Genomic DNA, 22,986 nt, shown 5'->3' with positions numbered 1-22,986 from the left:
ATGATGAAAGTTCAGGAAGTAACCCGGGCGCAGGCCGTACGGCGCGCCACGGTGGCAAGCGTGGTCGGAACCACCATCGAGTGGTACGACTTTTTCCTCTACGGCACGGCGGCGGCATTGGTATTCCCGCAACTGTTCTTTCCAGGCCAAAATGCTTTTGCCGGCGTTCTGGCAGCCTTCGGCACCCAGTTCGTGGGATTTGTGGCCCGACCCGTCGGGGCGGCCATTTTCGGGCACTTTGGCGACCGGATCGGCCGCAAGACGACCCTGATGGCGACGCTGTTCCTGATGGCGTTCGGCACCGTGCTCATCGGGCTGCTGCCCACCTACCAAAGCATCGGCATCGCGGCGCCAATCCTGCTGGTGATCCTCCGCATCATCCAGGGGGTGGGCGTCGGCGGCGAGTGGGGCGGCTCGGTCCTGCTCAGCATGGAGTGGGGCCAACAGCACCGGCGCGGCCTCTCCGCCAGCTGGCCCCAGATGGGCGTCCCCCTCGGGCTGGTGCTGTCCACCGGCGTCGTGCGCATCACCTCAGGCATCACGGGTACGGACGGCTTTGCAGCTTATGGCTGGCGGATTCCCTTTATCCTCAGCATCCTGCTGATCGGCGTGGGCCTCTTCGTCCGGCTGCGGGTGGTTGAAAGCCCGGAATTCGAAGCAGTCCGAAGTGCAAACAAGGTGGTCAAGAACCCCTTGTTCGAGGTCTTCAAGCGTCAGCCCAAGCAGGTCCTCCTGACGGCACTGGTGCGCACCTCGGAGCAGGCGCCGTTCTACCTGTTCATCACCTTTGTTCTTACCTACACCGTCAAGCAACTCAAGCTCAACAGCAACATGATCCTCGACGACACCCTCATTGCAGCCGCACTCGGGCTGATCAGCATCCCCGTTTTCGGGCGGCTCTCAGACAAGTTTGGGCGGCGCCGGGTGTACGGAATCGGCATCGTCCTGACGGCAATCTTTGCCTTCCCCTACTTTGGACTGCTCAACACGGGTAACTCGTTGCTGGTCGGGATTGCCATCGTGCTCAGCCTCCTCCTCCACGACATCCAGTACGGTCCACAGGCTGCCCTGATTGCTGAAAACTTCGACGCGGATATCCGCTACACGGGTGCAGGCATGGGGTACCAGCTGGCAAGCGTCGTGGCTGGCGGGCCCGCACCCCTGATCGCGGCCGCACTGTTGCAAGCCACCAGCGACTCAACGTCCATTTCCATTTACATCATCATCTGCTGCGCCATCAGCATGCTGGCCCTTGTGCTGCTCAAAGTCACCCACACACCGGCAGCATTCCCTGCCAAAACAATTCCGGGGAGGGTATGACGTTGCCCCGCTCCGAATCCAGCATCAGCGAAACCATCACCGACCCATCCTCCGCTTCCCGCGACGGGACCGCCCTGGGCGACCTGCTGGTCCTGGACCTGACCCGCATCTTGTCCGGTCCCTTCGCCACCATGACCCTGGCCGATCTTGGGGCGGACGTCATCAAGATTGAACAGCCGGGAACCGGCGACGACACCAGGCAGTGGGGTCCGCCGTTCCAGGGCGACGAGGCCGCATATTTCCTCTCGGTCAACCGGAACAAGCGCAGCCTCGCCGTGGATCTCAAGTCGCCTGAAGGACTCGCGGCGGTGCGGCAACTGGCTCTCAAGGCCGACGTCCTGGTGGAGAACTTCAGGCCTGGCACCGCCGCCCGTTTAGGCCTGGGCTATGAAGAGCTTTCCCGGGACAACCCCGGGCTGGTCTATGCCTCGATCAGCGGCTATGGCCAGACTGGCCCGGATGCGCATCGCGCTGGCTACGACGCCATCGCCCAGGCGCGCAGCGGCATCATGAGCGTCACAGGGGAAGCCGACGGCCCCCCCGTCCGGGTCGGGGTAAGCAGCGCCGATCTGGTGGCCGGAATGTGGGCCACCATCGGCATCCTTGCCGCCCTGCACGAGAAGCAGCGCACCGGAACCGGACAGTGGGTGGATATCAGCCTGCTGGACGGCTCCGTCTCCTGGCTGACCTATGTATCCAGCGGATACTTTGCCAGCGGGAACATCCCCCAGCGCTACGGCTCCGCCCACCCCACCATCGCCCCGTACCAGGCCTTCGCCACATCGGATGGCTTCGTGATGGTCGCGGTGGGCAACGACGGACTCTGGCGGAAATTCGCCAACGCCATTGGCCGAACAGATCTGGCGGAGGACCCGAAGTTCGCCACCAATCCGTCCCGCGTCGCACACCGGAGAACACTCATCCCGCTCCTGGAGGACATCATGCGAATCCGGACAGCCGGTGAGTGGGTGGCAATGCTGGACAGCGCGGGAGTACCGGTGGGGCCGATCCAGACCGTGGACCAGGCTTTGCAGGACCCTCAGGTCCTGGCCCGCGGAATGGTGGCCGAACTGGTGCACCCGACCGCCGGGCCGATGAAAGTGGTGGGCTGCCCGGTGCGGCTGACCAGGACCCCGCCGTCAGTGCGGACGGCCCCGCCGGTCCTGGGACAGGACACAGGTGATGTCCTTTCAGGGCTGGGATTCAGCCCTGAAAGGATCCGTTTACTCCGGATGAGCGGGGCAGTGCAGTGACGGCCGTTGGCGCCAAGGAAAGCGATATGGCGCACAGCACCGGCGACGACGGCGTGGCCATACTCACCGTGGGTGACGGGGAACGCTTCAACGCACTCAGTTCCCGCCAGTGGCGTGCGCTCGAAGATTCGGCGAGGAGCCTGGCCGAAAATTCCGCCATACGGGCCGTCGTGGTCCGCGGCACCGGGTCCACCTTCTGTTCGGGTTCCGACCTGAGGGAATGGCAGGATGCCGGCAGCGCCGATGTCAACGGCTCCTTCGCGGTCATCGAGGCCGCACTCCAAGCCATTGAGGCCATCCCCGTTCCCACAGTGGCCCTGGTTCAGGGGGTTGCCACGGGGGCTGGCTGCCAACTGGCACTCGCATGCGATCTGCAGGTGCTTGAATCGTCCGCGCGGATCGGCATGCCCATCGCCCGGCTGGGCCTGCTCATACCGCCGTCGTTCGCCAACCGGATGTCCCTGCGGATCGGACCGTCGCGGGCGAAGGACCTCCTGTATGGCGGAAGGCTGCTGACTGCCGCCGAGGCACTCGCGATGGGTCTCGTTACCACGGTGGTGCCCGCGGGATTGGGTGCCAAGGAAGTGGCGCAATTGACAGAAACGTGGCGTCCACTTTCGCAAGCCTCGTTGCGCGCATCCAAGGCTGCGGTAAACCTTGGACTGGCGCCCGTGGAGGTCGCCGGCCGGACCTTACCCCAGGGTGCAGCCGCCGATCCGGAGGAATTTTCCCACCGCGTCAGGCACTTCCTTCGCCGTAAACATCCCTGACCGGCCACGGTGCGGTCCCATGGGCAACAATTCCCACGGGGCCGGGCAGGGCTGGCGCCGGCAGCCGCCAGGGGCCCGGGGCCGGGCAGGGCTGGCGCCGGCAGCCCGCCAGGGGCCGGGGGCCGGGGACTAGACTCTGTTCAAGCCCTGCACCCATCCTCCAAGGAGTCCCCATGCGCGCCACCATCATCCACGGCCCCGGCGACATCCGTGTCGAAGACAGGGACTATCCCACCATCAAGCTGCCCACGGACGTCGTGGTCAAAGTGACCGCCTCCTGCGTTTGCGGCTCGGATCTCTGGCCTTACCGTGGGGTGCGGCCCACACACAAGCCATCCGCGATCGGCCACGAGTTCATCGGCGTGGTGGAGAGCGTGGGCGCCGACGTCACCACCCTGGCCGAGGGCGACTTCGTCATCGCCCCGTTTGTGGCCAGCTGCGGCAAGTGCCCGCAGTGCCTCAACGGGGTCACGGTCGCCTGCGACCACCTCGCCGGCTGGGGCGGCAAGGATGATCAGGGCCACGCGGTCGACGGCGGCCAGGGCCAGGCGGTGCGGGTTCCGCTGGCGGACGGCACTTTGGTCAAAGTTCCGGACGTCACGGACCCGGACGATGGCCTGCGCGCCAGCCTCCTGACCCTTTCCGATGTCATGGCAACAGGCCACCACGCCGCGCTGGCTGCAAAGGTTGGACCCGGCAGGACCGTGGTTGTGGTGGGCGACGGCGCCGTGGGCCTGTGCGGTGTGCTGGCAGCCAAGCGCCTCGGGGCCGGGCGCATTATCGCGATGTCCCGTCACGCGGACCGCCAGGCAGTTGCCCGGGAGTTCGGCGCCACGGACATTGTGGAGGAACGTGGAGACGACGGCGTGGTCAAGGTCCGCGAACTGCTGGGGGGCGTGCTTGCCGACTCCGTACTGGAGTGCGTAGGCACCAAAGAATCGATGGAACAGGCACTCCACAGTGTCCGGCCGGGCGGCGCCCTGGGTTTTGTGGGAGTACCCACGGGCGGAGCCGAGGTGCCCCTGCGGTATCTCTTCGATACGAACATCTCGATTGCGGGCGGGATGGCGCCGGCCCGGACCTATATCCCCGAGCTGTTGGCGGATGTGCTCGCCGGTACCATCAACCCGGGCAGGGTGTTCGACGTCGTGATGTCCTTGGAAGAAGCACCGGAGGCCTATAAGGCGATGGACGAACGCCGCGCCATCAAGGTGCTGCTCACCCCCTAGCTCCGTCTGGATACCGGTGGCGGGGGGACAGTGGTGGCGCGGGTCGAACCGTCCTGCCCTTGAGGCGGATCCGGTGCGATACTGGTCTGCGAATGACCTGCGACAGGGGGGCACGGGAAATGAACCTAGACACAGCAACCCTCCGGGTGGCCTTTGCCCTGGTTGCCTTCGTCCTGGCCCTCCTGTTCTACTTCGCGGCCTACCGCAGCACGCGTTCGGCCTATAGCGCCTGGTGGTGCGTTGCCTTGACGCTGTTCCTCGCCGGATCAGCGGCCTACCTCCTCAATGGAACGGCCCACCAGCTGTGGGCAAATCCTCTCGGCAACTTCCTGCTGGTGGCCGGTGCGGCCGCGGTGTGGGCCGGGGCCCGGTCCCTGGGGAGGGCCCGGCCACGGACATGGCAGCTTGCCGCCGGCCCGCTTGCCACCCTGGTGGTGTCCGCCGCGGACGATCCAGGGGCTAACACGTGGGCGGGCGGCCCGGTGTTCCTGGCCATGATGGGCCTCATGATCGCCCTCGCCTCGCGCGAACTGTGGCAGCTGGAGCCGGGCTATTCCAAGGTCCGGATCCCCATGGCCCTCGCCGCCGCAGGCGTGGCAGGCTACTACTTCCTACGACTGGCCGTGTTCCTCACGGAGGGCCCGGACGGGCCGGTGTTTCGAACCTATTTCGGCTCGGGCGTCACCACCCTCGTCACGATGGTGCTCCTGGTGGTGGTTTCATTCAGCATGGCGGCGCTCAGCAGCGAACAGCAGACGCGGGCCCTCCGAACAGTAGCAACCCGGGACAGTCTCACCGGCCTGCTCAACAGGGCGGCCTTCCTCGAACTGGCTTCCGACGAACTTCAACGGCTGCGCCGGACCCGGGCTCTTGGCTCGTTGATTCTCGCAGACCTCGACCATTTCAAGGAGGTCAACGATACCCACGGCCATGCCGCGGGGGACGTTGCCTTGCAGTCGTTCGCTTCGGCCTGCTCGTCCACGGTCCGTTCCACAGACCTGGTGGGGCGCTACGGCGGCGAGGAGTTCATCTTCTTCCTGCCCGGTGCGGATGCGGAGCGGGCAGAGGCCATCGCCGCCGAAATCAGCGGGCAACTTGCACGGGCCCCGGCCGTGGGCGCCCTGCGGATGCCCACCGTCAGCTATGGAATAGCGGCGGTGGGCCATGGCGCCGCTGATCTTAAGGAACTGATCGCCTCCGCCGACACCGCCCTCTACCGGGCCAAGTCGCTGGGCCGCAACCGCTCCGTCCGCGGAGTCCACACCCCATAAGTCCCGCCCGGACAGTAGCCGGCCAGCAGCCAGAAAGCCCCGGCTCCCTGACGGCCTCCGGCCTATTGTGCGGCTACGCCGGTGGGTCTAACCTGATCCGCATCAGCATCCACCGCCGTTGAGGAGTCGTCATGGCCGGGTTTGTGCAGATTGTCGAATTCCAGACCTCGCGCATCGAGGAGATTGAAGCGCTGGGCCGTCCGGCCAGGACCGAGGGCAGCACGGCCCCGACGTTCCGCCGGATCATTGCCACTGCGGACCGTGACCGGCCCGGCACGTATCTAACCATTGTCGAATTTGATTCGTATGAGTCGGCGATGGAAAACTCTAACCGCCCTGAGACCTCGGATTTCGCCGCGAAGATGGCCGCCCTGTGCGACGCTCCTCCGGTTTTCCGCAACCTGGACGTCCAGTGGGAGGACCTGGGCGAGGAGGAAACGGCACCGCGGGACGCCGGTTCAGCGAGCGCTAAGAACACAGCGCAGCCTTAAATCCCCCGAATCCCCAAACACGGCACAATCCCGGAGGGCTCCGCGACAGTCCGGAGGAACAGAAATGCGCTCTGCAGACCGCACCGCTCAGGCCGGACTGGCAGTGGACCTGGCCCAGCTTGGTTCCCTCCCTCTCTCCCTCGCAGGGGGCAAAGCCCTGAACCTGGGCAAACTCACAGCGGCCGGCTTTCCCGTTCCGGGCGGATTCTGCCTGACGACGGCGGCCTACAGGATGGCGGCACCGGAACAGTTGGCAGTGATCGCGGCTGAGCTCGAAATGGACGGCGTCGCCGGCGCGGAGCGTGACGGGCTGGCCCGGCAAGCCAGGGAACTGATCGCGGCCACGCCGGTCCCGGCGGATGTCGAATCCGCCATCCGCACTGCCTATGCAGCCCTGGGCGGCAGCCCCGCCGTCGCGGTCCGCTCATCGGCCACGGCGGAGGACCTGCCGTTCGCCAGCTTCGCCGGCCTGCAGGATTCCTTCCTTAACATTGTCGGCGCCGACGCCGTCGTCGACGCCGTCCGGCTGTGCTGGGCGTCCCTCTGGACCGACCGGGCCGTGGCGTACCGGTCCGCGAACGGGATCGGCCACGGCGAGGTGGGCCTCGCCGTCGTCGTCCAAGCCCTTGTGCCTGCCACGGCCGCCGGTGTGCTGTTCACCGCCAACCCGGTCACCGGGACCCGCACCGAAACGGTGATCGATTCCAGCCTCGGACCGGGCCAGGCGGTGGTCTCCGGCGCCGTTAATCCCGACCACTTTGTGATTGACACGGCCACGGGCCGGGTCGTGTTCCGCGCGCCCGGCGGCCACCAGCCCGGATCGCCAAGTCTTAGCGACGCCCGGCTCCTGGAGCTCACGGCGCTGGGAGGCCGCGTCCAGCACCTGTTCGACGAACCCCAGGACGTGGAGTGGGTCATCGATGCCCGGGGGAAGGCCTGGGTGACGCAATCCCGTCCGATCACCACCCTGTACCCACTACCGGACCCCGCTTCGACCGAGGCTGCGGGCCTGGGGACGGAGACGGAGACCGAGCCGGCGTCCGGACCCCGCGTGTACATGTGCGCCACGCTGCTGCAGGGTTTAACCCGTCCAATCACGCCCATAGGTCTCGCGGCCCTGGGCGTCATGAGGAACCGCAAAGGACCATGGCGCGTTGTGAACCCGGGACTGCGGATGTTTGTGGACCTGACGCCCGTGGTGCGGAACAAATACGGTCGCCGCTACTTGGAGCGGGTCCTCCCGCTGGCTGACGGGAGATCCGCTGCTGTCTTTCCTGCGCTGCTGGCCGATCCGAGATTTGCCGTTGTCCACCGACCGCTACGGGAGAGCCTCGCCAAACGGGCGGACAGGCGCCGCCAGGCCCGCGGCAGCGAGGAACGCGTGCGCGGGGAGGGGGCAGCAAGCCTTGGCATGCTTGGCGCAATGATCCCGGCAATCATTCGGGCGGCCTTGCGGCCCAATGCGGAGCTGAGGAGAACGGAGAAGTACGGAAGGCGCCTGGCGGCACAGTTTGTCCTGGCAGAACCGGCCAGTGCCCTGCAACGCCTCGACCACGCCGAGCACCTCCTGGACCGCACGGTTGACGAACTGATCCAGGTCACCCTGCCGGGGCCTTCGGCAGGGTACATCATGCTGGCGCTGGCCCGGAGGCTGCTCCGCGGCATCGCGGCGCCCCGGGAACTGGAGGCAGTGCTGCGCGGGCTCCCCCACAACGTGACCACCGAAATGGATCTTGAGCTGTGGCAGCTTGCCGTCACCATTGGCCGGGACCCTGCCGCCCGCGAGGCTTTTATGGACAACGCGCCTCCAGAGCTGGCGTTCCGCTACGGCGCCGGCACACTCCCGGCCGTGGCGCAGTCCGGAGTCCGGACATTCCTCGAACATTACGGCCACCGGGCAGTGGCGGAGATTGACCTCGGCATGCCGCGGTGGTCGGAGAAACCCGACCATATTCTCGGCATGATCTCCAACTACCTGCGCGTGGAGGATCCCGAACAGGCACCGGACCGACAGTTTGGGCGGGCGGTGGAACACGCGGAGGAAAGGATCCGGAGCCTGGTGGAACGGGCCGGGGCCAGGAGCCGGCTGCGCGCCCGGCTGCTGGAGCTGTGCCTGCGCCGGGCGCGGCAGCTGTCGGGCTTGCGTGAACTGCCGAAGTTCCACATCGTGCTGGCGCTCGCCGAGATGCACCGGCAGCTCAAGTCGCTGGGCGGCGAGCTGGTCCGGACCGGCAGCATCGCCACCGCGGATGACATTTTCTTCCTGTATTTCGACGAAATCCGCGTCGGCCTACGGGGTGCCGAACTGAAGGGGCTGGTCGCGGACCGCCGTCGGCTCTACGACCGGGAGCTGCGCAGACGGCACATTCCGCGTCTCCTGCTGTCCGACGGGACGGACGTGGAGGCCGCAATGATGGCGAAAGCGCCGTCGTCGGACGGGCTGGCCGGAACCCCGGCGTCGGCCGGCACCGCCACCGGAACTGTCAGGGTCATCCTGGATCCGGTGGGCGCCCATCTTGAACCCGGCGAAATCCTGGTGGCACCCTCCACTGATCCCGGCTGGACCCCACTGTTCCTGACGGCGGGCGCCCTGGTCATGGAGATGGGTGGGGTAATCTCGCATGGGGCGGTGGTGGCCAGGGAGTACGGCATTCCCGCAGTGGTTGGCGTCCCGGACGCCACCACCCGTCTCCGCACCGGCCAAACCGTCACCGTGGACGGCGCCGCCGGGACCGTCAGGCTGGCTGTAGCCTAGCCGTGTGCCGCCCGGCCGCGACGTCGCTGCTGTTCATGTCCGAGGCGGAGGTTGTTCCTGAACCAGGACCTGATGCTGACCCGCAGGAGTTTCCCTGGCTGCGGGTGAAGCCGCCGGGGGCTGAGGAAATTATCATAGAGCCATGACCGCCGCGGTCCCCGGACGCCCCGGGATCCAGCCACCGTCCCAGTCACCGCCAGGCTGGACCTTTCCGCTGACGCGGCGGCTGCGCCGTGCCCTGCAGCGCGTCCCGGTCTGGTCGTGGCGGCTTCTGATGAGTGCCGTGGGTCCCGGCGAGGTGCGGCGCTTCAACGCCGATCCCATCACCGGGGTGTGCTACCACCACGACATTGATTTCGTGGGCGACGGAATCCCCGCGCACCGTCTCGACGTTATGGCCCCGCTGGGCCGTGACAAGGATGCGGCGGCCCTCCCGGTCTACGTCTACTTCCACGGCGGCGGGTGGACGTCCGGGGATAAAGCCGCGCTCACCAAATACTGCGCCAGCCAGGCCGCGGGGGGCATGGTGGTGGTCAATGTCAATTACCGCAAAGCGCCCCGGTTCCATATGGGGCACCTGCTCGATGACGCCAACCGGTCGCTGGCTTGGATCCGGCAGAACATTAGCGGATTCGGCGGCGACGCCGGGAGGATTGTCCTTGGCGGCGACTCTGCGGGCGGCCAGCTGGCGGCCCTGCTCACTGCGGCCACGCTGCGCCCGGAACTGGCTCACCACTACGCCTTGGAAGCTGCGGTCTCCCCTGCGGATCTCAAAGGTCTGGTGCAGCACTGCAGCGTGGTGGACTTCTCCGTGTTTTTCGAAAAAGGGTTCGTGATGAGCCTGAACTTCATCCGCATGCTGTTGCCGGGCCGCGACAACGTCCCCCCTCCCGGCACGGGCCTGGGCCACGGTTTGCGCGTCGGCCCAGGAAGGCTCGATGCCCTGCAGCGCGCGGCAGGTTTCCTGTCTCCCATTGAATGGCTGGACCAGCGGCACCCGCCAGTGTTCATCACCACCTCGGAGCGGGACCACTTTTACAACGCAAACCTCAATTTCATTCAGCGCCTGCGGTCGCATGCCGTGCCGGTGGATGCCTTGATCTACGACTGGGCCAGCGCCAACACCGAACATACGTGGCAACAGGACTGCCGCTACCCCGAATCCCAAGAGGTCTACCGGCGCCTGCAGGAATTTGTTCGGCGGGTGGCGTGACCGGGACTTCCGCGTTCGGCAGTTCGGCTGGCTCCGGGGGCTATCGTTGATCCATGGTGTCCCCTGACCCCAACTCCCCACGCGCTGCCTGTCCGGAGCCCAGCGAAGTCGACGAAGCCGCGCGCCGTGACGCCGAGGTATACGACTGGGACTGGGCCGTCCTGCCGGAAGGCTCCGTCAGCTCCCGTTTCCCCGCGCCAAGCGGAAACCTTGCGATGGTGACCATGGGCAAGCCGGAGAACCCCAGGGTGGTACTCGTGCCCGGGGCAACCGGTTCCAAGGAGGATTTCGCGCTCATGATGCCGGAAATCGCCGAAGCGGGCTACTTCGTGCTGAGCTACGACATTGCCGGCCAGTACGAATCCGCCGGCGCCGGACCCGAAAACCTTGTGCCGCCCCGTCCGCATTACGACTACGGACTGTTCGTGGACGATTTCGTGGCGGTCCTGGACGCGGGCAACGGGCCTGCCCACGTGGTGGGCTACTCGTTCGCCGCGATACTGGCCCAAATCGCCTACTCGAAGCGGCCGGAGCTTTTCCGGAGCCTGACCCTCTTGAGCTGCCCGCCCGAGCCGGGGCTTAGCTTCCAGGGTGTCAGCTGGATCGGGCGGTTCAGCCGGTACGCGAACGGCCGCCTCGGCGCCGCCCTCATGATCTGGGGCATCCGACGTAATCTCAACCGTGTCTCTCCGAACCGGCTGCGTTTCGTGCGGAACCGGTTCCGGTTTACCCGCAGGCAGTCCGTCCGTGACATCTTCGAACTGATGAAAGACGTGCCGGACCTCAGGCAAACGATATCCGAGGCCACAGTTCCCAAGCTCGTCGCAGTAGGAGAGCACGACCTCTGGCCGCTCCGGTTGCACCGGCAGTTCGCACAGTCCATCGGCGCCCGGCTCTCGGTTTACGGGGGCGGCCACAGCCCGTCCGAAACCTCACCCCATCAGTTCGCCCGCGATCTCCTGGCCCTTTACGGAAAACCCGGGTAATCTACCGGCGGCGCTCCACGACGCCCTGCAGCCGTTCCCGGCGGCGTCTGAGTGGCGGTTCTTCGGCGAACTCCACCCGCAGCGTGGTCACGCCCATGGCGAGCCGTCGGCCCAGGGAGTGCCAGCTTTCGAACGGACGTGCCGAGACGCCCACCCGCAGTGCCGGTTCGTAATATACAGCCATGTCCGGCCGCAGATGATACGAGATGTCGAAGTCGTCGTGGACGCAGGGGTTGTTGCGGATGACGGCGTCGCGGAGCCGTTCCCAGACGTCGGCGCTCAGGGCGAAGTTAGAGCCGAACAGGGGCGGATGACCCATGAGGAGGCCAACCGCCCGGAAGTATCCGCCCAGATAGAGGTGGCGGCCCAGCCAACAGACCAGCCGGCTGCTGCCATAGAAATCGCCCGGACCAGTAACGGCAGAAAGGGGTCCGGATTTGTCCAGGATGGCTTCAATCCGCTGAAGCCAGTCAGCCGGAGGCCTTGAGTCCGTGTCCAGACGGGCGATTATTTCGGAACGGGCCGCGTCAAAGCCTGCAGCTGTTGACGCCGCGATTCCGGGCAGGTCCACGGAAATCCGCCGGACCTGCGCGGCCTCGCACACGGCGGCCGTGTTGTCCGTGCTGGAGTTGTCGATCACGATGATTTCGTCAGCGCGACGGCTCTGCCGTGCCAGCGCGGCGAGGCACGAGGCCAGCATCTGCGCATCGTTTCGTGACGGGATAACGACCGAGATAGTTGACATGATGCCCAGACTATAGCGCGGCAGGGCACTTGTACCCTTGCATGGTGGACGCCCGCCCCGTACGTTTAGGCACAGCGGGGGACGTTCTCCGCGCCGCTGGCCCCGTGTCCGCGGAGAGAATCAGAGTCACATGAAGGAATGCAGCCATGGCAACAGGCACAGTTAAATGGTTCAACGCCGAAAAGGGTTTTGGCTTCATTGCCCCGGACGACGGGTCAGCCGACGTTTTCGCCCACTATTCGGCAATCGCCACGAGCGGCTACCGCTCGCTGGAGGAGAACCAGAAGGTCGAATTCGATGTGACCCAGGGCCCCAAGGGGCCGCAGGCAGAGAACATCCGCCCTCTCTAAAGGCTTAGGGTAAACGCCCCGGCGCACAGCCGGAGCCGCCCGTGCACAAAACACAACGGCTCCCTCGAAACGGTTGTTCGAGGGAGCCGTTGTGTTCCAGAAGCGCCCGTCAGGTCCGAATTTGGGATAATGGAACCATGACCGAGCAGGACCAGGACCGCGACCCCTGGGAAGAATTCGACCGGCTCAAACCGGCCGCGCCCGACCGCGTCGCCGGGCAACCCGGCGGGGAGCCCCAGGGTTTCGGCTTCCGCACGGGAGTGCGCAGCGCCCGGGTTGCTTTTGGATTTGCCGTCTACGCCCTTGCACTGGGAACTACTTTGGTGGTCACAGGGGCAGTCGTCTTCATCGGGCAAGGCCAGTGGGTGCTGTTCGGACTCATGGTGCTGATTGAGGCAGTCTTCATCCTGGCGTTCAAGCGGCTTGTGGCCCTGGCACGGAACCGCGCCTCCCAGTGACGCGCTGTCACCAGTCAGACCTCGAAGTGCCGCCTGACCAGATCGATGACGGTACCCTGGCGGCGTCCACCGGACGGGATTGCGAGCCACACAGGACGCCGGCCGACGGCCCGTGTGGCTGGTCCTTCACCTGGATCCGTTGTATTCCTCGTCGCTGACGTGTTCGCCCCACTCGGACTCGGCCCCGTCGGCGGGGGCCTCCCACATTGCAAGGTGGGTCATGAAATGATCCGGTGCGGCACCATGCCAGTGCCACTCTCCCGGCGGGGTGTAAATGGTGTCACCGGCGCGAATGGCGACGACGTCGCCTCCGCGGGCCTGGCTGGTCGCGGTGGTGGTGGCGTTGAAGCAGCCGCCTCAGGCCAGGGTCGAGGTGTCGATCACGAAGCGGTACCGCACGTCCGAGGCGAGGACCCGCTCGTAGGCGTCGTTGATCTTTGCGGCCGGAATGACCTCGATCTCCGCGCCCAGGCCGTGCTCGGCACAGAAGTTCAGCATTTCCTGGGTCTCGCGGATCCCGCCGATCATCGAACCGGCGAAGGACCGGCGGCCACCAATGAGCGCGAACGCATTCACCGGGAGCGGTTCCGCAGGGGCGCCCACGTTGACCAGGGCACCATCGAGGGCCAGCAGCTGAAGGTAGGAGCTGATCTCAAGCTTGGCGCTGACCGTGTTGATGATCAGGTCAAAGGTCCCGGCCAGCTCGGTGAAGGTGTTTTGGTCGCTTGTGGCGTAGTAGTGGTCGGCGCCGAGCCGCAGCCCGTCTTCCTGCTTCTTCAGCGACTGGGACAGGACCGTAACCTCGGCTCCCATGGCGTGAGCGATCTTGACGGCCATGTGGCCCAGCCCGCCGAGGCCCACGATCGCGACCTTCTTGCCGGGGCCTGCGCCCCAGTGATTCAGCGGCGAGTAGGTGGTGATGCCCGCGCACAGCAGCGGTGCGGCGACGTCGAGCTCAATGCCGTCCGGAATGGTGACCACAAAGTTCTCGGTCACCACAACGTGAGTGGAGTAGCCGCCCTGGGTGATCGTTCCGTCACGGTCGACGGCGCCGTAGGTGCCGGTGTTGCCAGCCAGGCAGTACTGCTCCTCCCCGGACTGGCAGTTGACGCACTCTCCGCAGGAATTGACCATGCAGCCAACTCCCACGCGGTCACCGACGGCATGTTTGGTGACGGCCGGGCCGACCTCGGTGACAATCCCGGCGATTTCGTGGCCCGGGACCAGCGGGTAGGACTGGGGGCCCCAGTCACCACGGACAGTGTGGATGTCGGAATGGCAGATGCCCGCGTACTTGATCTCGATCAGGACGTCGTGCGGGCCCACGTCGCGGCGCTCGACGGTGGTCGGGACGAGAGGCTCGGTCGCGGAAGGTGATGCGTAGGCGCTGACAGTAAGCAATGAATCTCCTGCTTTTTGATCGTTGGGGGTTGTTCAACGGAACACCATCCATCAAACCCGTCGCGCCCCCATTGAGGGAGTCCCTGCTGATAGGGGTACTGGCAGGGTCTCCCTTGGTGGCCAGCAGGGCCTAACGTTGGTGGCATGGATAATCGAGACGCGATCCGCGAGTTCCTTGCCTCGCGCCGGGCTAAGATCACGCCCGAGCAGTCGGGGCTGCCGGTCTACGGCGCAAAGCGCCGGGTGCCCGGCCTGCGCCGCGGCGAAGTGGCCATGCTGGCCGGCGTCAGCGTCGAGTACTACACTCGGATGGAGCGCGGCTCACTGGCAGGGGTGTCGGAGAGCGTCCTGGAAGCGGTCGCCAGGGCATTGCAGCTCGACGACGCCGAGCAGGCCCACCTGCACGACCTCGCCAGGGCATCAAGCCCGGGCAGCCGGCCGCGGCGTCGTGCCCGTCCCGCGCAGTCCGTCCGCCAGAGCGTGCAGCTCACCCTTAATGCCATCACCAATGCCCCGGCGTTCGTGCGGAACGGGCGCCTGGACATCCTCGCCGCCAACCCGCTCGGCTATGCCCTCTACTCCGACATGTACGCGGGCCCTGCCCGTCCGGCGAACCACGGCCGGTTCATCTTCCTGGACGACCGTTCCCGCAGTTTTTACCCCGACTGGGACCGCGCCGCGAATGACACCGTGGCGATCCTGCGCACCGAGGCAGGGCGCGACCCCTATGACCGCGGACTCACCGACCTGGTGGGGGAATTGTCCACCCGCAGCGAGGAATTCCGCACCCGCTGGGCAGCGCACAACGTGCGCCAGCACTACACCGGGCGCAAACACTTACACCATCCCGTGGTCGGGGACCTTGACCTGATGTACGAGGCCATGGACGTCTCGGCAGATGCCGGGCTGTCGCTGCTGGTTTATACGGCTGAGGCCGGCTCCGCCACCGAGGACGCGCTGCGGCTGCTGGCCGGCTGGGCCACAACCAGCCTGCAGGTCAAGGAGGCCGAGGCGGCAGCCAGCCTGAAAAACGGGTGAGCGCCGACGCCTCGCTGCCGGTGGTGGCGCTCCAGCTCGCAAGCAGCTTGAGTGATTCCTCAGCGGCGGACCCCGGCTCGGCGCTGTAGACGATGAGCGAGAGGCCCGGGTCCGCGGGGAGGTCCATCGCCTCGAAGGCCAGCTGGATATCGCCGACCACGGGGTGATGGATCGCCTTGGGGCCGCTGTTGTGGTGGCGGGAAGGAGTTCCGGACGATCAGGACCATGATCTGCATGCTCAGGCCCTCTTGGCATCCCTTAGTGTGCGTGGTCCCCGCGGCTGTATTCGAAAACCCAGCCAAGCAGCGCCACCAGGGCGAAGCCGGCGCTGATGAAGAGGATCCAGAATCCGACGGCCAGGCCAAGGAACCCTCCTGCTGCGGACAGGCCAAGGGCCACCGGCCACCAGCTCCACGGGCTGAACTGGCCCTGCTCGCCGGCACCCTCGTGGATCTCGGCATCGTGCCGGTCCTCGGGGCGCATCCCCACCCGGCGCCCCGTGTAGCCGAGGTAGAGCCCAATCATCCCGGCGAGGCCGCCCACCAGCCACAAGGCAAGGAACCCCACGGGCTCGATCCAATGGGTGAGAAACCCGTACACCACACCGATGGGGACAAAGAACATGGACAGGCCTCCGAATATCCAGGATTCGATCCTCATGGCTCCTCTTTCCGGGCTGGTTGACGGCGTGCGTGACGACGCCCATGGCCCAAGTGTGGCCCCAGGCGGCATGGGGCGAAAGGGACTTAGGACCTGTCCGGAGTTAGAGTCGCGTAATGAGCCCACAGACCACCACAGTGATCGGCGAAGTCCAGGCGAGGGTGCTTCAGCCCTCGGATGCGGAGCCGCTGACGACCGCCCACAGGCTGAACCGGGAGCACCTCGCGCCGTGGGAACCCGAGAGGCCCGAAGCGTTCTTCACGACCGAGGGCCAGCAGGGGAACATCGCGGCCAGGCTGGCCCTGCACAAGGCGGGCTCCGAAATTCCCTGGGTGCTCCTGACTGGCCAACGCGTCATCGGAACCATCACCCTCACCGGAATCGTGCGCGGGCCGTTCCTCAGCGCCCATCTGGGGTACTGGATCGACAAGGAGATGAACGGGCGGGGAATCGCCTCCGCAGCGGTGCGCTTTGCCATCAAGACCGCCACAACCGAGCTCGGACTGCACCGGCTTCAGGCCGCGACCCTCAGGCATAACGCGGGATCGCGGAAGGTGCTCGCCCGGGCCGGGTTCGACGTGATAGGGCTGGCACCTTCGTACCTCAATATCGCCGGCTCCTGGCAGGACCACCTTCTGTTCCAGCGCATCCTGCATTGAGGCCCCGGAGATTCCGCAGGCGATGCAGCCCAACTACGCCGGAGGCCTTACACGAAGGCTGATTTCCCGGTGACCGCCCGCGCCACGATCATCGAGTTGATCTCATAGCTGCCCTCGTAGGTGTACAGGATTTCCGCGTCCCCGAAGAGCTTGCCCATCTCGTAGTCGCTGCTGATGCCGTTGCCACCCATCAGCGATCGCCCCATCGCCACCGAGGCACGCGCCAGCCGGGTGGTGGTGGACTTGGCCATGGCCGCCTGCACCATCTCCAGCTTGCCGTCCTGCTGGATCCGGGCCAGCTGGGCCATCAGGGCCAGTGAAGCGCTGGCATTGCCCAGAATTTCGGCGAGCTGCTGCTGGATGAGCTGGAAGCTGGCCAGCTTCTTCCCGAACTGCTTGCGCGCCAGGGAATACGAACGGGCGACGTCGAACGCCGCCAGCTGGATTCCGGCACCCTGCCAGCCAACCCACGCGCGTGAGTCACGCAGGAGCTCATTGGCCTTGGAGAAGCTGGTGGCGCCGGGCAGCAGGTTGGCCTCCGGGATACGCACGTTCGCCAGTTCGATGTCCGCGTTCTGCATGATCCGCAGCCCGATCTTGTTGGCGATCTTCGTGGCAGTGTAGCCGGGCCGGTCCGTTTCCACGATGAAGCCCTTGATCTGCTGGTCGGTCACGTCCCTGGCCCAGACGAGGGCGAAGTCCGCAATGGTGCCGGCGCCGATCCAGCGCTTGGCGCCGTTGATAATCCATTCGCCCCTATCCAGCCGGGCCGTGGTTTCAAGGCCGCCGGCAATGTCGGAGCCGTGTTCCGGCTCGGTCAACGCAAAGGCTCCCAATTGGGTGAAGGAGGTCAGGCCCGGAAGCCACCTGCGCTTCTGGTCCTCGGATCCCAACTCGTCGATCATGCCCACAATCAGCTCATTGTGGATGCCGACGAGCGCGGACAAGGACACGTCCGCGCGGGCTACCTCCACATACATCAGGCCTTTGAAGAGCTTCGATGTGCCGTCAGTCTGCAGGCCGCCAAGTCCGTACTTGCCCATTTCCGCCAGCAGCCCGAAGGGAAACTCCTCCCGGTTCCAGTAGTCAATGGAAGCAGCCCTGACCCGGGACTGAAGGAACTCGCGGACCTCCAGGTAGCGGGACCTCTCCGCCGGGGGCAACAAATCCACGATGTACATCAGGTCCGCGTCAGGAAACGGCGGCTGCTCCTGGGCTGTGGCGGTTTCCCCGCTGTCAAATCGTTTCGGCTGCACCGGCACGCGTCCCTTCGCTCTTCCAAACCCTTGGATGTCCTAGTATATTGCACAGTGATGTGGATCACTAGATGAAAGGTGCCCCCATGACAGTCACCGACGACTTCCGGGCAGCGCGCGACAGGCTGTTGGCCCTCCGCGAGGACTACGAGCAGGCGCGCAGCGAATTCCAGTGGCCGCGTTTCACCGAGTTCAATTTCGCCCTCGACTGGTTCGACCAGATCGCCGCGGACCCGGACAAGGGAGGCAACCCCGCGCTGGTCATCGTGGAGCAGGACGGCCGCACCGCCCGGCGGAGCTTCGCCGACCTCGCCGGACGTTCCAACCGGGTGGCCAACTGGCTGCGCGGCCAGGGCGTGCGCCGTGGGGACCGGATGATCATCATGCTGGGCAACCAGGTGGAGCTCTGGGAACTCATGCTCGCCGGCATCAAGCTGGGCATCGTCATCATTCCCACCACCACCCTCATGGGCCCCGCGGACCTGAGGGACCGGGTGGAGCGCGGCGGGGCGGCCTGGGCCGCCGTCGGCCGGGACAACATCGGCAAGTTTGCCGATGTTCCGGGAAACTACCGGCTCATCGAAATCGGCGACGGCGCTTCGGTCACCGAACCGGCCCTCGCAGAACCGGCCTCCCCGGAACCGGCCGCCAGGGAACAAACGCCGGGCGCGGTCCAGTATGCGGACGCGGCGACAGCCCCGAGGGAGTTCACGCCGGACGCACCGACGCAGGCCGACGAGACGCTCCTGCTGTACTTCACCTCGGGCACCACCTCCAAGGCCAAGCTGGTGGAACACACGCACACCTCCTACCCGGTGGGACACCTCTCCACGATGTTCTGGATCGGCATGGGGCCCGGCGATGTGCACCTCAACGTGGCCTCTCCCGGCTGGGCGAAGCACGCGTGGTCCAACGTGTTCACGCCGTGGATCGCCGAAGCCTGCGTGTTCATCTACAACTACGACCGTTTCGACGCCAAGGCCCTGATGGAGCAGATGGACCGCGAAAAAGTCACCAGCTTCTGCGCCCCGCCCACAGTGTGGCGCATGCTCATCCAGGCCGATCTCACGGTCTTGAAGAACCCGCCCACCAAGGTGGTCTCCGCCGGCGAGCCCCTCAACGCCGAGGTGATCGACCAGGTGCAGCGTGCATGGGGCCAGACCATCCGCGACGGCTTCGGCCAGACGGAAACCACGGTGCAGATCGCCAACACGCCGGGACAGCCGATCAAAATCGGCGCCATGGGACGCCCGCTTCCGGGCTACGACGTTGTGCTGGTTGATCCGGCCACAGGCGAGGAGTCCGACGACGGCGAGCTTTGCCTCCGCCTGGACCCCCGGCCCGTCGGGCTGATGAAGGCTTATCACGACGACCCCGAAAAAACCGCGGACGCCTTCCGCGACGGCTACTACCACACGGGAGACATGGCCAGCCGGGACGAGCGGGGCATCATCACCTATGTGGGCCGAGGCGATGACGTCTTCAAATCCTCGGATTACCGGCTTTCCCCGTTCGAGCTCGAAAGCGTCCTGATCGAGCATCCGGCGGTGGCGGAGGCCGCCGTCGTCCCCTCCCCCGATCCGCTCAAGCTTTCGGTGCCGAAGGCGTTTGTGGTCCTGGCCGCCGGGCACCAGCCCGGCCCCGAACTGGCCGAGGACATCCTGCGGTACTGCCGAGACCACCTGGCACCCTTCAAGCGCATCCGCCGGCTGGAGTTCGCCGAACTGCCCAAGACGATCTCCGGCAAGATCCGGCGCGTGGAGCTGCGGCACAGCGAGGAACTGCGCCACGGCGGCGGCGTCCTTCCCGAGGGCCTTGGCACCGAATACTCCGAATCGGACTTCCCCGGCCTGAAAAGTTAGGCTGAAACAACCCACATCTCAGGAGGTGCCATGGCAACCCCGCTCCCGCGCGACCCCATTGCCGACGCCCAGCGGAACTGGGAGCGCCATGGATGGGGGGACGTCGCCGCGCCCATGGCGGCCATCACGGCCATAATGCGGACCCAGCAGATCCTCCTGGCCCGGATCGAAACCGTCCTCAAGCCCTTCGGCCTGACCTTCGCGCGGTACGAGCTGCTTGCGTTGCTGAGTTTCGCCCGAAGCGGCGCGCTGCCCATGAACAAGGCGAGCGCGCTCCTGCAGGTCCACCCCACCTCGGTGACCAACGCCGTCGACCGCCTCCAGGACGCCGGCCTGGTGCTCCGCTCGCCGCACCCGACGGACGGACGCACCACATTGATCGAGCTCACCCCGGAGGGGCGGACCCTCGCCAAGAGTGCGACGGCGGCACTGAACACCGAGGTGTTCGGCCAGTCGGGCTTCTCCGATCTGGATGTGGATGAGCTGATCCGGATCCTGGGGACTTTCCGCCGAAACGCCGGAGACTTCAGCGGCTGAGCGGCACCTGCCGGTAAACCCCTGCCTGCGGGGTGGCTCCTGGCTCGGCCGGACGGGACGAACAGGCTACACGGCCTGGGCGGCAGGAGGTGCGGTGGATTCACGGACCACAAGATGCGTGGCCAACTCCACCCTGCGGGAATCCAGTTCATCCCCATGCAGCTGGCGCAGCACGAACCGGAGCGCCGCCCGGCCCATCTCGTGCAGGGGCTGGGCCACGGACGTGAGCGCGGGCACGGACTCCTCGGCCTGGTACGTGCCATCGAAGCCCACCAGGCTCAGGTCCTCGGGAATCCGGATGCCCTGCCTGCGCGACTCCGCGAGCACACCCAGGGCGATGCTGTCGCTGGCGGCAAAGATGGCCGTGGGCATCCGTCCGAGCCGCATCAGGGCTCTCAGGCCCTCAACACCACTCTCCGTGCGGAACCTTCCCTGGAGGATCAACTCCTCATCCACAGGGACCCCCTTCGCCATGAGAGCCGCCATGTAGCCATGCAACCGGGCCTGATTGCACTCGGCAGCCTCAGGCCCGCCCAGGTAGGCGATTCTGCGGTGGCCCAGATCGAGCAGATGTGCGGTGGCGGCCTTGCCTCCGGCCCAGTTGCTTGCTCCGACGCTGACCACATCACCCGGGGGCGGGTTGAGGGGATCGATCACCACCACGGGAATCTGGCGGCGATGGAAGGCATCCAGCTGTGCCGACCCGAATGCCGAGGTCACCACAATCATCCCGCCGCGCCCCTCATCGACCATTCGCTGGGCCCGGCGCTCCGGGCTTAGCACGGAGGCCTGCTGGAGTCCGGTGACGTTCAGCAGGATCTCCACGTCCGCTACGGCCGCATACTCCAGCACCCCGCTGAGCACCTCCACCACGTAAGCGGACTGCAGCGCGTCAAGGACCACCTCAACCACGGTGGTGCGGCCGGCCGCGTTCTTGCGCTGCAGCGGCGACTTGTAGCCCGTGTGCTCCAGCGCCTCCAGAACCCTCGCGCGGGTGCCGGCCGCGACGTCCTCGCGGCCGTTCAGCACTTTGGAGACCGTCGGCGCGGACACCCCGGCCTCGCGGGCCACTGCGGCCAGCGTCGGCTTCAACGGACGGTCAACAACGGTCATGGTTACCTCAAAACTTTCGAAACATTTCGGTAGAACAAGTCTGAGGGCTCGGTTCCTAGAGGTCAACCTTCATTTCGTAAAAGAGTTGAACTTTATTGGGAAAATGTATTGACGGTGTTTTTCATCACAGCTAAATTGAGTCAACGGGTTGCGATAAGTACCGAAATATTTCGATCCGGATCAACCTAAAAACCTTTATCCAGCGGCAGTGCAGCCTCTCTCTCCCGAAGGCCGGACTCCCGAACGCATAGCCGGGTAGTCAGCGTCGAGCCCGGAGGACCGAATGGAATGCAAATGGTAAATCGTAAATTGCGCTCTGCCGCGATGGCAGTCTCAGCGGCCGCGCTGTCAATCAGTCTCGCGGCCTGCGGATCCAGCGGCCCGGCAGGGTCGGGAACAAGCGGCGATTCAGCCAGCATGTGGGGTCTTACGGGCGGAAACCAGCCCGTGCTCCAGAAGTCGGTGGATGCGTGGAACTCGGCACACCCTGATGAGTCCATCAAACTCGATTTCTTCGCCAACGACGCTTACAAGACGAAGGTCCGTACCGCCGTCGGCGCCGGCCAGGGCCCCACCTTCATCTATGGATGGGGCGGTGGGGTGCTGAAGTCCTATGTGGACGCCGGACAGGTTGCGGACCTCACGGACTTCGTCAAACAAAATCCCGACGTGACAAGCCGCTACCTGCCCGCAGTCCTGAAGAACGGTGAGATCAACGGCAAGACCTATGCGCTGCCCAACAACAACGTGCAGCCTGTGGTGCTCTACTTCAACAAGGACGTGTTCGCCAAGATCGGAGCGCAGCCACCCAAGACATGGGACGAGTTGATGGCACTGGTGCCCAAGTTCAAGGCAGCGGGCGTGGCGCCCTTTTCCCTCGGTGGCCAATCCAAGTGGCCCGACCTGATGTGGCTCGAATATCTCGTGGAACGCATCGGCGGACCGGAAACGTTCGCGAACATTGCCGCGAACAAGCCCAACGCATGGTCGGATCCGGCCGTGGCCGACGCCCTGACTAAAATTCAGCAGCTGGTGGACGCCGGCGGCTTCATCAACGGCTTCTCCTCCGTAGCGGCGGACAGCAACGCGGACCAGGCACTCCTCTACACCGGCAAGGCCGCCATGGTCCTGCAGGGCGGCTGGATCTACCAGGGCATGAAGAAGGACGCTGCGGACTTCGTCAAGAACGGCAAGCTCGGATACACCACGTTCCCCACGGTCTCCGGCGGCAAGGGCGACCCCGCGAATGTTGTGGGCAACCCCTCAAACTTCTGGTCCATCTCCTCGAAGGCGACCGACAGCCAGAAGAAGGCCGCCCTTGAATACGTCAAGAGCGGGATGTTCACCGAGGCCGACACCCAGGCCCTGATCGCTTCCGGCGCCGTTCCGGTGATCAACGGCATCGACAGCAAGCTGGCAGCGTCACCGGACAAGGACTTCCTGACCTACGTCTACGGCATGGCCAAGAACGCCCCGAGCTTCACGCTCTCGTGGGACCAGGCCCTTAGCCCGGCCCAGGGCGATGCCATGCTGTCCAATCTGGACCAGATCTTCCTGAAGAAGATCACCCCGGAGCAGTTCGTCACGACGATGAACGCCACGATCGGAAAGTAAGCAAC

At 65.7% G+C, this 22,986-nt stretch carries 21 protein-coding genes and 1 pseudogene; 16 read left to right on the top strand and 6 right to left on the bottom strand.

Features of this window, described 5'->3' with window-relative positions:
- The 9 genes from ACP4XC_RS02990 to ACP4XC_RS02950 all read left to right on the top strand — a co-directional run bounded on the left by ACP4XC_RS02990 (position 1) and on the right by ACP4XC_RS02950 (position 11,288).
- On the top strand, positions 1-1,320 hold the full coding sequence (locus tag ACP4XC_RS02990; RefSeq protein WP_427173412.1) for an MFS transporter: 1,320 nt from the start codon (positions 1-3) through the stop codon (positions 1,318-1,320).
- On the top strand, positions 1,317-2,573 hold the full coding sequence (locus ACP4XC_RS02985; protein ID WP_427173411.1) for a CaiB/BaiF CoA transferase family protein: 1,257 nt from the start codon (positions 1,317-1,319) through the stop codon (positions 2,571-2,573). Before ACP4XC_RS02990 ends, ACP4XC_RS02985 begins: the two co-directional genes overlap by 4 nt.
- Before the next feature lie 26 nt (positions 2,574-2,599).
- Positions 2,600-3,343 (top strand): enoyl-CoA hydratase/isomerase family protein, encoded by a 744-nt coding sequence (locus ACP4XC_RS02980; protein WP_427173410.1) that lies wholly within the window; start codon positions 2,600-2,602, stop codon positions 3,341-3,343.
- A 173-nt stretch (positions 3,344-3,516) separates the two neighbouring features.
- A complete protein-coding gene (locus tag ACP4XC_RS02975; protein WP_427173409.1) occupies positions 3,517-4,572 on the top strand; it encodes a zinc-dependent alcohol dehydrogenase family protein in 1,056 nt (351 codons plus the stop codon).
- A 119-nt stretch (positions 4,573-4,691) separates the two neighbouring features.
- Entirely contained in the window at positions 4,692-5,843 is a 1,152-nt protein-coding gene (locus ACP4XC_RS02970; protein ID WP_427173408.1) for a diguanylate cyclase, read from the top strand.
- 131 nt (positions 5,844-5,974) lie between these two features.
- Positions 5,975-6,334: a hypothetical protein gene (locus tag ACP4XC_RS02965; RefSeq protein ID WP_427173407.1), complete on the top strand. Its 360-nt coding sequence runs from the start codon at positions 5,975-5,977 to the stop codon at positions 6,332-6,334.
- A 64-nt stretch (positions 6,335-6,398) separates the two neighbouring features.
- Positions 6,399-9,089: a PEP/pyruvate-binding domain-containing protein gene (locus ACP4XC_RS02960; protein WP_427173406.1), complete on the top strand. Its 2,691-nt coding sequence runs from the start codon at positions 6,399-6,401 to the stop codon at positions 9,087-9,089.
- 142 nt (positions 9,090-9,231) lie between these two features.
- A complete protein-coding gene (locus tag ACP4XC_RS02955; protein WP_427173405.1) occupies positions 9,232-10,302 on the top strand; it encodes an alpha/beta hydrolase in 1,071 nt (356 codons plus the stop codon).
- 53 nt (positions 10,303-10,355) lie between these two features.
- The gene (locus ACP4XC_RS02950) at positions 10,356-11,288 is read left to right on the top strand and encodes an alpha/beta fold hydrolase (protein ID WP_427173403.1); all 933 of its coding nucleotides are present in this window, start codon (positions 10,356-10,358) and stop codon (positions 11,286-11,288) included.
- 1 nt (position 11,289) lies between these two features.
- Here ACP4XC_RS02950 and ACP4XC_RS02945 read toward each other — a convergent pair whose 3' ends face one another.
- Complete coding sequence (locus tag ACP4XC_RS02945) at positions 11,290-12,033, bottom strand: glycosyltransferase family A protein (RefSeq protein WP_427173402.1); 744 nt, start codon at positions 12,031-12,033, stop codon at positions 11,290-11,292.
- Between the two features lie 146 nt (positions 12,034-12,179).
- Between ACP4XC_RS02945 and ACP4XC_RS02940 the strand changes: the two genes are divergently transcribed.
- Entirely contained in the window at positions 12,180-12,383 is a 204-nt protein-coding gene (locus ACP4XC_RS02940) for a cold-shock protein (RefSeq protein WP_427173401.1), read from the top strand.
- A 137-nt stretch (positions 12,384-12,520) separates the two neighbouring features.
- A complete protein-coding gene (locus tag ACP4XC_RS02935; RefSeq protein ID WP_427173400.1) occupies positions 12,521-12,841 on the top strand; it encodes a hypothetical protein in 321 nt (106 codons plus the stop codon).
- Positions 12,842-13,198: 357 nt separating this feature from the next.
- Here ACP4XC_RS02935 and ACP4XC_RS02930 read toward each other — a convergent pair whose 3' ends face one another.
- The gene (locus ACP4XC_RS02930) at positions 13,199-14,242 is read right to left on the bottom strand and encodes an NAD(P)-dependent alcohol dehydrogenase (RefSeq protein WP_427173399.1); all 1,044 of its coding nucleotides are present in this window, start codon (positions 14,240-14,242) and stop codon (positions 13,199-13,201) included.
- A gap of 144 nt (positions 14,243-14,386) precedes the next feature.
- Here ACP4XC_RS02930 and ACP4XC_RS02925 point away from each other — a divergent pair, with 144 nt between their 5' ends.
- On the top strand, positions 14,387-15,280 hold the full coding sequence (locus tag ACP4XC_RS02925) for a helix-turn-helix transcriptional regulator (protein ID WP_427173398.1): 894 nt from the start codon (positions 14,387-14,389) through the stop codon (positions 15,278-15,280).
- Here the strand turns inward: ACP4XC_RS02925 and ACP4XC_RS02920 are convergent.
- Positions 15,240-15,470: pseudogene (locus ACP4XC_RS02920) on the bottom strand (hypothetical protein); the annotation flags it as partial. The gene ACP4XC_RS02925 and the pseudogene ACP4XC_RS02920 overlap by 41 nt on opposite strands.
- Positions 15,471-15,538: 68 nt before the next feature.
- The gene (locus tag ACP4XC_RS02915; RefSeq protein ID WP_427173397.1) at positions 15,539-15,940 is read right to left on the bottom strand and encodes a cytochrome c oxidase subunit 4; all 402 of its coding nucleotides are present in this window, start codon (positions 15,938-15,940) and stop codon (positions 15,539-15,541) included.
- A 116-nt stretch (positions 15,941-16,056) separates the two neighbouring features.
- Between ACP4XC_RS02915 and ACP4XC_RS02910 the strand changes: the two genes are divergently transcribed.
- Complete coding sequence (locus ACP4XC_RS02910; RefSeq protein ID WP_427173396.1) at positions 16,057-16,599, top strand: GNAT family N-acetyltransferase; 543 nt, start codon at positions 16,057-16,059, stop codon at positions 16,597-16,599.
- Positions 16,600-16,646: 47 nt separating this feature from the next.
- On the opposite strand, the gene ACP4XC_RS02905 is transcribed toward ACP4XC_RS02910, so the two are convergent.
- Positions 16,647-17,780, bottom strand: a complete 1,134-nt coding sequence (locus ACP4XC_RS02905) for an acyl-CoA dehydrogenase family protein (protein WP_427174992.1) — start codon at positions 17,778-17,780, stop codon at positions 16,647-16,649.
- A 161-nt stretch (positions 17,781-17,941) separates the two neighbouring features.
- On the opposite strand from ACP4XC_RS02905, the gene ACP4XC_RS02900 reads away from it, so the two are divergent.
- Both ACP4XC_RS02900 and ACP4XC_RS02895 read left to right on the top strand, forming a co-directional pair.
- The gene (locus tag ACP4XC_RS02900; RefSeq protein WP_427173395.1) at positions 17,942-19,717 is read left to right on the top strand and encodes an AMP-binding protein; all 1,776 of its coding nucleotides are present in this window, start codon (positions 17,942-17,944) and stop codon (positions 19,715-19,717) included.
- A 30-nt stretch (positions 19,718-19,747) separates the two neighbouring features.
- Positions 19,748-20,254 (top strand): MarR family winged helix-turn-helix transcriptional regulator, encoded by a 507-nt coding sequence (locus ACP4XC_RS02895; RefSeq protein ID WP_427173393.1) that lies wholly within the window; start codon positions 19,748-19,750, stop codon positions 20,252-20,254.
- 66 nt (positions 20,255-20,320) lie between these two features.
- On the opposite strand, the gene ACP4XC_RS02890 is transcribed toward ACP4XC_RS02895, so the two are convergent.
- Complete coding sequence (locus tag ACP4XC_RS02890; protein ID WP_427173392.1) at positions 20,321-21,367, bottom strand: LacI family DNA-binding transcriptional regulator; 1,047 nt, start codon at positions 21,365-21,367, stop codon at positions 20,321-20,323.
- A gap of 294 nt (positions 21,368-21,661) precedes the next feature.
- On the opposite strand from ACP4XC_RS02890, the gene ACP4XC_RS02885 reads away from it, so the two are divergent.
- Positions 21,662-22,981 carry an extracellular solute-binding protein gene (locus ACP4XC_RS02885; protein WP_427173391.1) on the top strand — a complete coding sequence of 440 codons (1,320 nt, stop codon included), beginning with the start codon at positions 21,662-21,664 and terminating at the stop codon, positions 22,979-22,981.
- Positions 22,982-22,986 lie beyond the last annotated feature (5 nt).

Origin of the sequence: Arthrobacter sp. 92 (assembly GCF_050260325.1) — a bacterium.
Classification (GTDB): domain Bacteria; phylum Actinomycetota; class Actinomycetes; order Actinomycetales; family Micrococcaceae; genus Arthrobacter.
The sequence above is the reverse complement of the archived record's forward strand: the minus strand, read 5'-3'. Positions and strand labels throughout refer to the sequence as shown.